This window comes from Staphylococcus simiae (assembly GCF_002902085.1).
Lineage (GTDB): Bacteria > Bacillota > Bacilli > Staphylococcales > Staphylococcaceae > Staphylococcus > Staphylococcus simiae.
In genome coordinates, this window is the sequence record NZ_PPQR01000030.1 from 1 (window position 1) to 11,935 (window position 11,935).

Here is an 11,935-nt window from a genome sequence, read left to right on the forward strand (position 1 = left end):
TCTGTGTTGGGTCCCTACCTCAGGAGTCTCGGCTTGAAAATAATTTATATTTTAAATTATTCACTTTTTATTTATCAGTCCTGAAAAATAGAGAACCTGAAAATTAAAGTACATAAAAAAGGAACCTAAAGTGATTAAAATAACTTCAGGTTCCTTTTTTTAATTCATAAATTATTTCTCTCGTACAATGTCACGTACTTTATTTAAATCTCGATCGACAAAGTCTCCAGGTTTCTTAGTTAATTTACTTACTACATAAGTAACAATCACACTGACAATAAAGCCTGGAATAATTTCATATAAGCCAAAAATTTCATTAACACTTGCTAATGGCTTAATCCAAACAATCCAAATAATTACTACTAAAGCACCAGAAACCATACCACTCACTGCACCAGCACGAGTTAAACCTTTCCAATATAAAGCGAAAAGTACAAGAGGACTGAATGAAGCACCAAAGCCAGCCCACGCATTACCTACTAAGTTTAAAATTGTATCATTTGGTGACCAAGCAATAGCTAAAGCAACAATTGCGACAATTAATACTGATAAACGGCCAACCATAACAAATTCTTTTTGATGTGTTTGCGCTTTTTCTTCACCACGTATTAATTTATAAAAGTCTTCAGTTAGCGAGCTTGAAGTAACGAGTAATTGTGAAGAAATCGTGCTCATAATTGCTGCTAAAATTGCTGCTAATAAGAAACCACCAACTAATGGATGGAATAAAATTTGACTCATCACAATAAATAAAGTTTCAGGATCTTCTAATTTAATATGATAGGCTGGTACAAAAGCGATACCAGTTAAACCAACACCAACTGCACCTAATAAACCTACCGCCATCCAACTTATACCTAAACGTCGTGCTTTAGGTAGTAATTTATAAGATTTAATAGACATAAAGCGGACAATAATATGTGGTTGTCCAAAATAGCCTAATCCCCAAGAAAATAGTGACACAATACCAATAAAAGAAAGACCTTTAAATAAATCTAAATTGGTTGGTTTCATAGATGCTACATCATGAAATGTACCCCAGCCATTTAAGTTCATCATAGCAACAATAGGGACCATAACCATTGCTATTAACATAATAACACCTTGGAAAAAATCAGTAATTGATACTGCTAAATAGCCTCCGAAGAAAGTGTAAAAGATAACTATGAAAGCTACTAAAATAAGACCGAAATGATAATTTAAACCAAAAGCACTTTCGAATAATTTACCACCAGAAACAAAACCTGAATGTGTATAAAGTGTAAAGAAAATAACGATAATTAAGCCAGAAATGATCTTTAAGACATTGTTTCGATCATTAAGTCTGTTCTTAAAGAAATCAGGTAGAGTTATCGCATCTCCTGCGAGTTCTGTATATACACGTAACCTAGGCGCCACAATAAAGTAGTTTAAATATGCACCTAATGTTAAGCCAATTGTAATCCACATTGCCGACAACCCAGTGCTATAAACAGAACCTGGCAAGCCCATAATCATCCATCCACTCATATCTGATGCTCCAGCTGATAAAGCAGTAATATATGGACCAATACTACGTCCACCAAGCATATATTCGCTTAAATTACCTGTAGCTTGTTTATAACCATAAAAGCCGATAACAATAAGTATTAAGAAATAGATAGCAATCATTATGTATGTTTGCCAGTTTGCATCTACTTGTCGACTTAAAGCAGTCCCTATTGTAAACATGATCAACACTCCCTTAGTTTAAATATTAATAAGTTACATGAAATCATTATACATAAAGTTAAATGTTTAGAAAAGTAGGAAAATTAATATTTACATTATTAAATACTTTTATAACAGTAAAGAAAGCGTTTTCTTATTTGAGTGATATGATTAATTTTTGTATGTATGAAGTGCATATTGATGAATTTTTATAATATTAGTAATAAACGACTCATGATTAATACACTGTTTTGTTAATTTTATTGGTATGATAAAGGCATATAAATGTATATTTTTACATGATAAGTCAATAAAAACTTAGATTTTTAAGTCGAAATTTGATACAATTTGGTGATGAATGAATAAAAGGAGGCTTTTATTAATGACAAAAGTTACACGTGAAGAAGTGGAGCATATAGCAAATCTTGCAAAGCTTCATATTTCTCCTGAAGAAACAGAAGAAATGGCTAACACATTAGAAAGTATTTTAGACTTTGCAAAACAAAATGATAGTGCCGATACAGAAGGCGTTGAACCTACATATCATGTTTTAGATTTACAAAACGTTTTACGTGAAGATGTGGCAATCGATGGTATCCCACAAGAACTTGCGCTTAAAAATGCTAAAGAGACAGAAGATGGACAATTCAAAGTTCCTACAATCATGAACGAGGAGGACGCATAGGATGAGTATTCGCTATGAATCTGTTGAGAATTTATTAACATTAATCAAAAATAAAGAAATCAAACCATCTGATGTTGTAAGTGATATTTATGATGCAATTGAGGAAACAGATCCTACAATTAAATCATTTTTAGCTTTAGATAAAGAAAATGCTATGAAAAAAGCATATGAATTAGATGACTTACAAGCAAAAGACCAAATGGATGGTAAGTTATTTGGTATTCCAATGGGAATTAAAGATAACATTATTACTAATGGTTTAGAAACAACTTGTGCAAGTAAAATGTTAGAAGGATTTGTACCAATTTATGAATCAACTGTTATGGAAAAATTACATGACGAAAATGCTGTATTGATTGGTAAATTAAACATGGATGAATTTGCCATGGGTGGTTCTACAGAAACGTCTTACTTTAAAAAGACTGTCAACCCATTTGATCATCAAGCCGTTCCAGGTGGTTCTTCTGGTGGTTCAGCAGCAGCTGTTGCAGCAGGATTAGTACCATTTAGTTTAGGTTCAGATACAGGTGGTTCAATCAGACAGCCAGCAGCATATTGCGGTATTGTAGGTATGAAACCAACATATGGTCGTGTATCACGTTTCGGTTTAGTAGCTTTTGCGTCTTCATTAGACCAAATTGGACCATTAACTCGTAATGTTAAAGATAATGCGTTAGTACTTGAAGCTATTTCAGGTTTAGATGCTAATGATTCAACAAGTGCACCAGTCGAAGATGTTGATTTTACATCTGAAATCGGTAAAGATATTAAAGGCTTAAAAGTGGCACTACCTAAAGAATATTTAGGCGAAGGTGTTAGCGAAGATGTTAAAGCATCAGTTAAACAAGCAGTTGATACATTAAAAGATTTAGGTGCAGAAGTTGAAGAAGTATCATTACCAAATACTAAATTTGGTATTCCATCATATTATGTTATTGCATCTTCAGAGGCTTCAGCTAACTTATCACGTTTTGATGGTATTCGTTATGGATTCCATTCAAAAGAAGCCAATACATTAGATGAACTATATAAAATGTCTAGATCAGAAGGTTTCGGTAAAGAAGTTAAACGTCGTATCTTCTTAGGAACATTTGCTTTAAGTTCAGGCTATTATGATGCTTACTATAAAAAATCTCAAAAAGTGAGAACTTTAATTAAAAATGACTTCGATAAAGTCTTTGAAAATTATGATGTCATTGTTGGACCAACAACACCAACAACTGCATTTAATTTAGGCGAAGAAATTGGTGATCCATTAACAATGTATGCCAATGATTTATTAACAACACCTGTAAACTTAGCAGGATTACCAGGTATTTCTGTTCCTTGCGGACAATCTAATGGTCGTCCAATTGGTTTACAATTCATTGGTAAACCTTTCGATGAAAAAACGTTATATCGTGTAGCATATCAATTTGAAACACAATACAACTTACATGACGTTTATGAAAAATTATAAGGAGTGGAAATCATGCATTTTGAAACAGTTATCGGACTTGAAGTCCACGTTGAGTTAAAAACAGACTCAAAAATGTTTTCTCCATCACCAGCACATTTTGGAGCAGAACCTAACTCAAACACAAATGTTATTGACTTAGCATATCCTGGTGTCTTACCAGTTGTAAATAAACGTGCTGTAGACTGGGCAATGCGTGCAGCAATGGCACTGAATATGGAAATTGCGACAGAATCAAAATTTGACCGTAAGAATTATTTCTATCCAGATAATCCAAAAGCGTACCAAATTTCACAATTTGATCAACCAATCGGAGAAAATGGCTACATCGATATAGAAGTTGATGGTGAAACAAAACGTATTGGTATTACACGTCTACACATGGAAGAAGATGCTGGTAAATCAACACATAAAGGTGACTATTCATTAGTTGACTTAAACCGTCAAGGAACACCATTGATTGAAATCGTTTCTGAACCTGATATTCGTTCTCCTCAAGAAGCATATGCATACTTAGAAAAACTACGTTCTATTATTTTATATACTGGCGTGTCAGATGTGAAAATGGAAGAAGGTTCATTACGTTGTGATGCTAATATTTCTTTACGACCATATGGTCAAAAAGAATTTGGTACAAAAGCAGAATTAAAGAACTTAAACTCATTTAACTTTGTACGCAAAGGTTTAGAATATGAAGAAAAACGTCAAGAAGAAGAATTATTAAATGGCGGAGAAATTGGTCAAGAAACGCGTCGTTTTGACGAATCTACTGGTAAAACGATTTTAATGCGTGTTAAAGAGGGATCAGATGATTATCGTTACTTCCCTGAACCGGATATCGTACCTTTATACATTGACGAAGCATGGAAAGAACGCGTACGTCAAACAATACCAGAATTGCCTGATGAACGTAAAGCTAAATACGTGAATGATTTGGGCTTACCAGCATATGATGCTCATGTCTTGACACTTACTAAAGTCATGTCTGATTTCTTCGAAGAAACAATTGATCATGGTGCTGATGTTAAATTAACATCAAACTGGTTAATGGGTGGCGTAAACGAATATTTAAATAAAAATCAAGTAGAATTACAAGATACTAAATTAACACCTGAAAACTTAGCTGGTATGATTAAATTAATAGAAGATGGTACGATGAGTAGTAAAATTGCTAAAAAAGTATTCCCAGAATTAGCTGCTAATGGTGGCGATGCTAAACAAATTATGGAAGATAAAGGCTTAGTACAAATTTCTGACGAAGCAACACTTCTAAAATTCGTTAACGAAGCATTAGATAACAATGAACAATCTGTTGAAGACTATAAAAATGGTAAAGGCAAAGCAATGGGCTTCTTAGTTGGACAAATTATGAAAGCTTCAAAAGGCCAAGCTAACCCACAAATGGTTAACCAATTATTAAAACAAGAACTAGATAAAAGATAATTTGAATTTATCGATAAAAATATCTCCTTGAAAGGATCCATCTTTCAAGGAGATATTTTTTCTCAAATTTATAAGAGGGTATAGCAATAAAGTCTCTAACAAACATTTTTTATATACTAACAACACTAATTAGATGGCAATTTACTAAAAAAAACAACTTTATGTATGAGTTAGCTTTAATTATATTCTGTCTAACTGTATAATAATAAGGTATAAGATTAAACGCACGTTATGTTAATGTCGATTCAATCGAGTGACTAGCATAACAAAGTAATAGTGACAAAATAGTACAGAAATGTTGTATTAATCTATTAATATAAATTGAATGTAATTAATTGTATAGAAATCATAACGTGACAAATTCAATTAGATTGTATTAGTGAATTGATTAACTAATGACATACCTACGTTATGACTTAAACTAAAATTTGAGGTAGATGAGTCGAGGGATAAGATATGAGAAAACGTGCAAGAATCATTTATAACCCGACATCTGGTAAAGAACTATTTAAAAGAGTATTACCTGATGCATTAATTAAATTAGAAAAAGCGGGATATGAAACAAGTGCATATGCCACTGAAAAAATTGGTGATGCAACGATTGAAGCTGAACGTGCATTAAATGATAAATATGATATTTTAATTGCAGCTGGTGGCGATGGTACGTTAAACGAAGTTGTCAACGGTATAGCCGAACGACCTAATAGACCTAAACTAGGTGTCATTCCTATGGGTACGGTCAATGACTTTGGTCGTGCTTTACATATTCCCAATGACATTATGGGTGCATTAGACGTTATTATAGAAGGTCATTCAACCAAAGTTGATATAGGCAAAATGAACAATCGTTACTTTATTAATTTGGCCGCTGGTGGACAACTAACTCAAGTTTCTTACGAGACACCTAGTAAATTAAAATCTATTGTTGGACCATTTGCATATTATATTAAAGGCTTTGAAATGTTACCGCAGATGAAAGCTGTAGACTTAAGAATTGAATATGACGGTAATGTATTCCAAGGAGAAGCATTGTTATTCTTTTTAGGACTTACGAATTCTATGGCAGGTTTCGAAAAGTTAGTTCCAGATGCTAAACTAGATGATGGCTATTTTACTTTAATTATCATCGAAAAGGCTAATCTAGCTGAACTTGGACATATTATGACATTAGCATCACGTGGTGAACATACTAAACATCCTAAGGTAATCTATGAAAAAGCTAAATCAGTTAATATTTCATCTTTCACTGATTTACAATTAAATGTTGATGGTGAATATGCTGGTAAATTACCAGCGAACTTTTTAAATTTAGAAAGACATATTGAAGTGTTTGCACCTAAAGATATTGTTAACGATGAATTATTAAATAATGAACATGTAGACATAGAGTAAATATAGCATCGAATAAGGGTTCTCTAATTTTTAGGATTGATAAATAAAAAATGAATAATTATGTATCAGTCCAATTTGAGAGAGAATCCAAATAAGGTTAGGAAAAGCTTTAATTAACTTCCTAGCCTTTTATTTATGGGGGTAGTATTGTGGAAACAATTAATAAAAATGATATAAAAACGGGAACTGTTGTAGATTTAACTCACGAAGGTCATGGTGTTGTTAAAGTAGATAGATATCCTATATTCATTCCACAAGCATTAATTGCTGAAGAAATAGAATATAAAGTAATCAAAGTAAAAAAGAATTTTGCAATAGGCAAATTATTAAATATTAATACTAAGAGTCAAGAACGCGTTGAACCACCATGCATTTATTATCAAAAATGTGGTGGTTGTCAATTACAACATTTATCTTATCCAGCACAATTGGCAATGAAGAAAGAACAAGTTATTAATTTATTCCAGAGAAAAGCACATTTCTCTGATGTTATCATTAATGACACTGTTGGTATGGATGATCCATGGCGTTATAGAAATAAATCACAAATTCCAGTAGGGAAAAATAAGGATAATGAAGCTATCATGGGCTTTTATCGTCAACGTAGTCATGACATTATTGATATGGATAGTTGTTTAATTCAAGATTACCGACATCAGCAAGTCATGAACTTAGTTAAAGCTATGCTAAATGATTTAAATATAAGCATTTATAATGAATATACGAAAAAAGGCTCATTGCGACATCTTGTTGTTAGAACAGGCTACCATACAGATGATATGATGGTTATTTTTGTGACAAACGGTAAGAAATTTAAAAATGCTGAAGTCATTATCAATGCACTTTTAGAAGCCTTTCCTAATATAACAAGTATTAAACAAAATATTAATGATAGTCACTCTAATGTGATTATGGGGAATCATTCCATAACATTATACGGCCAAGATACCATTGAAGATCAATTATCTGATAGTACATTTGAAATAAGTGACCAATCATTTTATCAAATTAACTCAGAGCAAACTGAAAAGCTCTATAATCAAGCAATCTCTTATGCTCAGTTAACTGGTAACGAGACTGTCCTTGATACTTATTGTGGCATTGGAACCATTGGCTTGTACATGGCACCTTACGCCAAACATGTGTATGGTGTTGAAGTTGTACCTTCTGCAATTAAAGATGCACAGTACAATGCGACTTTAAACCAATGTGAAAATACTACTTTTGTCTGTGGGAAAGCAGAAGAAGTTATTCTACAATGGAAAACACAAGGGATTAAACCAGATGTAGTTATGGTTGATCCACCAAGAAAAGGCTGTGACGAAACGTTTATCAATACATTGCTAGAATTAGCTCCAAAACGTATTGTCTATATTTCGTGTAATCCATCGACACAACAACGTGATGCTTTGATGTTAGCTGACAAATATCAACTTACTGAAATTACACCAGTAGATATGTTTCCGCATACAACGCATGTAGAAACAGTCGCTCAATTCGACTTAAAATAACTTAGAAGGCGCATTGTGTGAAGTTATTTATGAAAGAATAATGTCGATTATTAAGATTTTATTACAGCCAATTTACTTTCTTGAAATGTACTTTTTTAATCAAATTTTACATTGTATACTATGATTAATAACGACTAAGACGTAGTTAATTGGGAGGGTTGGCAATGCATAAAATCGATTTATCTGACAATAATTTCAACATTAGAAGATTTATTGTTGTGCAAATGATCATAGCATTATTTGTCATATTATTTACTTATAAATGGGCACTAGATGTCACTGCAATTATAGACCAAAATATTATTGTTAATTTAATATATGGTTTCTTAGGATTTGTAATTGTACTCGTTGTACATGAATTGATTCATCGCATATTATTTATTATCTTTAAAAAAGACTGCCAACCCATGTTGCAAATTAAAAAAGGTAACATACTCTTTCATACTTCAAATGCATGTTATAACAAATGGCAGTTTTCCATTATTATGCTTGCGCCATTTATTATAATTAATAGTGCCTTACTTATTTTAATTAAACAATTTGGCTATTCATCTATTATATTTATTTTTAGTATGCATACGGCATATTGCTTAATAGATCTTTTATTAGTGACATTTGCGATGACGAGTAATTTTAAATATGTGCAACAAGACACAGAGAGTTTATACTTATATAATCAAAAACCAATTCAATAATATTAATTAAGACTCAGTACAAATGATACTTAATGCATCACTTATGTAAAATAACGATGCAGAGCGTATAATTGTAGTGAGGTCTTTTTTTGTTAACTGATAAAAATGGGTTCTCTAACAAATCGGACTGATACATAATTAAATTTTCAAGCCTCGCACCCCAGCTTGCACATTAAAGTATAAATTCTGTTAACAGAATTTTTCTTTGCTGGGGCCCCAATGCCCAACTTGCACGTTACAGTAAAAATTCTATTTATAGAATTTTTCTATGTTGGGTCCCTTCCTAGGGTGCTGTCTCAGCCTCCCCAACTTGCATTGTCTGTTGAAACTAAATGAATAGTTTCTTTTTGTTGGGGCCCGGGTCTTCGACTAGCACTGCTGCCCAACCTGCATTTCTTGTAGAAACTGTTTCACAGTTTCTCTGTGTTGGGTCCCTACCTCAGGAGTCTCGGCTTCAAATTAATTTTCGTTTTAAAATTATTCATTTTTTATTTATCAGTCCTAAAAAAATAGAGAACCTAAAAATGAAAGTGAGGTGAGGGCATGGCTGAAAGAAGAATTATTCATATAGATATGGATTACTTCTTTGCTCAAGTGGAGATGAGAGATAATCCAAAACTTAAAGGTAAACCTGTTATTGTTGGTGGTAAAGCAAGTAATAGAGGTGTAGTGTCTACAGCTTCTTATGAAGCACGTAAATATGGTGTTCATTCAGCTATGCCAATGTCACAAGCACATAAATTATGTCCCAATGGTTACTATGTTACACATCGCTTTGGTGAATACAGAAAAATATCACAACAAATTATGGCAATTTTTCGCAGTTATACTGATAAAGTTGAACCTATGTCTTTAGATGAAGCGTATTTAGATATTACTGATCTAGTAAGACCGGACTTACCAGCTTCTCAAATTGCGCAATATATTAGACGAGACATTTTAGAACAAACAGCATTAACAGCATCTGCAGGTGTATCATATAATAAATTTTTAGCAAAATTAGCTAGTGGTATGAACAAACCTAATGGCATGACAGTTATAGATTACAATAATGTGCATGACATCATAATGAGTTTGGATATTGGCGATTTTCCTGGTGTAGGTAAAGCTTCTAAAAAAGTGATGCATGATAATGATATATACACTGGGCAAGATTTATATCAAAAAAGTGAATTTGAATTAATAAGGTTATTTGGTAAAAGAGGTAGAGGGCTATATAATAAAGCACGAGGTATTGATCATAGTGAAGTAAAGTCTTCTAGAATACGTAAATCAATAGGTACTGAACGAACATTTGCAACCGATGTGAATGATGATGAACAAATATTACGTAAAGTTTGGGAATTATCAGGGAAGACGGCTGAACGATTAAATGAGCTTCAGAAATCAGCGAAGACAGTTACAGTGAAAATTAAGACATATCAGTTTGAAACCTATTCCAAACAAACAAGTTTAAGGGATTCGGTTAACACAGAAAATGATATCTATAATATTGCATATGCACTTTATAATGAATTGAAGGATCCAGATATTCCCATAAGATTAATTGGTGTAACTGTAGGTAATTTAGAGCCATCGTCTTATAAAAATATGACCATCTATGATTTTATTTAAAAAGGTTAGCAAGCTTCAAAATATCAGAAGTATTTGCTAACCTTTATCTTGTAAATTTTTGCCATAGATCGTCATTACGTGGTTAAGATCATTATAATGTTTTAATAATCTAAATGTAATCATTGCACAAGCTTTAGCATCATTTAAGGCATCGTGATGACCATGAAAATCTAAATGATAAAAATCCATCATATATTTTAACCCGTAACGATGAGAATCTACAGTTCGTTTGGCGAGTTGATAACTGCAAAAATAATTGAGGGTCGGTGTTGGGAGGCCTATTTTTTTAATGCTTTGATGCAATACATTCATATCAAAAGCTGCATTATGGGCAACAACTGGTAAATGATCAATAAATTGCATCATATACGGATAAACATAATCAAATGTTGGGGATTGTTCAACATCTTGTGGTTCAATTCCATGTACATTAATATTTTGTTGTGAAAAATAGTCTTGAGGATTAACTAAAGTATGGAATGATTCTGTAATTTGATTATCGATAACTTTAACCATACCAACAGAACATATACTTGTTCGTTTACCATTTGCCGTTTCAAAATCAAGTGCCACAAACGAATTATTTGTCATGACAGCAACTCCTTTCACTAATTTAAATGATCTGTTCTTTAGCACTGATAAATCATATCAAGATACAAATTATATTATATAATATCGACCAATGTGTTTGAGAACACTAAAATATTAATCTTAAAGATTGATATAAAGATAGTTTAGAGAAAATTTAATGGAAAAGACACTAAATAGACTTATATGTAAGCAATAAAAAGGGATGGTACTTTTGATTTAATCATCAAAAATGAACCATCCCTAAAAAAATAAAGAAATTATATCTCTATGAAATTATAATTTATTCCTCGTCGAAAGTTCTAGCACCTAATTCTTTTTCATATAAGTAAAGTGCATTACTATCGTCACCAATACGACTTAAGTAATCGATATGTGTTTCGAACATTGATTCTTCTTCTACTTGCTCATCTAAGAACCAGTTTAAGAATGAAATTGTAGCATAATCTTTATCTTTATGAGCAATTTCAGATAAATTATAGAAACGTTTAGTAACATCTTGTTCTTGTGCTAAACCATCTTTAAATGTTTGTAAAATACTTGAGAAATCAACTTTTGGTGCTGGAATTGCTCTGAATTCAGCGTGTTCACCACGATCATTGATATAATCATAGATTTTGTGACCATGGAATCGTTCTTCTTTTGCTTGTTGAATATAAAAATTAGCGAAACCTTCATAAGATTCTTTATCACAATACGCAGCCATTGCCATATAAGCATGTGCAGCAAAATATTCGTGGTTCATTTGTTCGTTTAAAGCTTCTAATAGTTCTTTGTTTAACATGTTAATACACCTCGTATTTATAGATTATTATTTTGATATTAAAGTAAGTGTAACAAAGAATTTTCAAAATGTAAATAA

General features: G+C 32.2%; 10 protein-coding genes. 7 read left to right on the plus strand and 3 right to left on the minus strand.

What is annotated here, in order from left to right; all coding sequences use genetic code 11:
• Positions 1–171: 171 nt before the first annotated feature.
• On the minus strand, positions 172–1,710 hold the full coding sequence (gene putP, locus CD113_RS05200) for a sodium/proline symporter PutP (protein ID WP_002461677.1): 1,539 nt from the start codon (positions 1,708–1,710) through the stop codon (positions 172–174).
• Between the two features lie 361 nt (positions 1,711–2,071).
• Here putP and gatC point away from each other — a divergent pair, with 361 nt between their 5' ends.
• The 7 genes from gatC (at position 2,072) to dinB (ending at position 10,485) form a co-directional block, all read left to right on the plus strand.
• Positions 2,072–2,374: an Asp-tRNA(Asn)/Glu-tRNA(Gln) amidotransferase subunit GatC gene (gene gatC, locus CD113_RS05205; RefSeq protein WP_002461676.1), complete on the plus strand. Its 303-nt coding sequence runs from the start codon at positions 2,072–2,074 to the stop codon at positions 2,372–2,374.
• Position 2,375: 1 nt separating this feature from the next.
• Positions 2,376–3,833 (plus strand): Asp-tRNA(Asn)/Glu-tRNA(Gln) amidotransferase subunit GatA, encoded by a 1,458-nt coding sequence (gene gatA / locus CD113_RS05210; protein WP_002461674.1) that lies wholly within the window; start codon positions 2,376–2,378, stop codon positions 3,831–3,833.
• Between the two features lie 12 nt (positions 3,834–3,845).
• The gene (gene gatB / locus CD113_RS05215; protein WP_002461673.1) at positions 3,846–5,273 is read left to right on the plus strand and encodes an Asp-tRNA(Asn)/Glu-tRNA(Gln) amidotransferase subunit GatB; all 1,428 of its coding nucleotides are present in this window, start codon (positions 3,846–3,848) and stop codon (positions 5,271–5,273) included.
• 456 nt (positions 5,274–5,729) lie between these two features.
• The gene (locus CD113_RS05220) at positions 5,730–6,665 is read left to right on the plus strand and encodes a diacylglycerol kinase (RefSeq protein ID WP_002461672.1); all 936 of its coding nucleotides are present in this window, start codon (positions 5,730–5,732) and stop codon (positions 6,663–6,665) included.
• 149 nt (positions 6,666–6,814) lie between these two features.
• Entirely contained in the window at positions 6,815–8,176 is a 1,362-nt protein-coding gene (gene rlmD / locus CD113_RS05225; protein WP_002461671.1) for a 23S rRNA (uracil(1939)-C(5))-methyltransferase RlmD, read from the plus strand.
• 164 nt (positions 8,177–8,340) lie between these two features.
• On the plus strand, positions 8,341–8,871 hold the full coding sequence (locus tag CD113_RS05230) for a DUF3267 domain-containing protein (RefSeq protein ID WP_002461670.1): 531 nt from the start codon (positions 8,341–8,343) through the stop codon (positions 8,869–8,871).
• Between the two features lie 543 nt (positions 8,872–9,414).
• A complete protein-coding gene (gene dinB, locus CD113_RS05235; protein ID WP_002464107.1) occupies positions 9,415–10,485 on the plus strand; it encodes a DNA polymerase IV in 1,071 nt (356 codons plus the stop codon).
• Positions 10,486–10,521: 36 nt separating this feature from the next.
• Here dinB and CD113_RS05240 read toward each other — a convergent pair whose 3' ends face one another.
• A complete protein-coding gene (locus tag CD113_RS05240) occupies positions 10,522–11,076 on the minus strand; it encodes a 3'-5' exonuclease (protein WP_002464105.1) in 555 nt (184 codons plus the stop codon).
• Positions 11,077–11,356: 280 nt separating this feature from the next.
• On the minus strand, positions 11,357–11,857 hold the full coding sequence (ftnA, locus tag CD113_RS05245; RefSeq protein WP_002464103.1) for an H-type ferritin FtnA: 501 nt from the start codon (positions 11,855–11,857) through the stop codon (positions 11,357–11,359).
• Positions 11,858–11,935 lie beyond the last annotated feature (78 nt).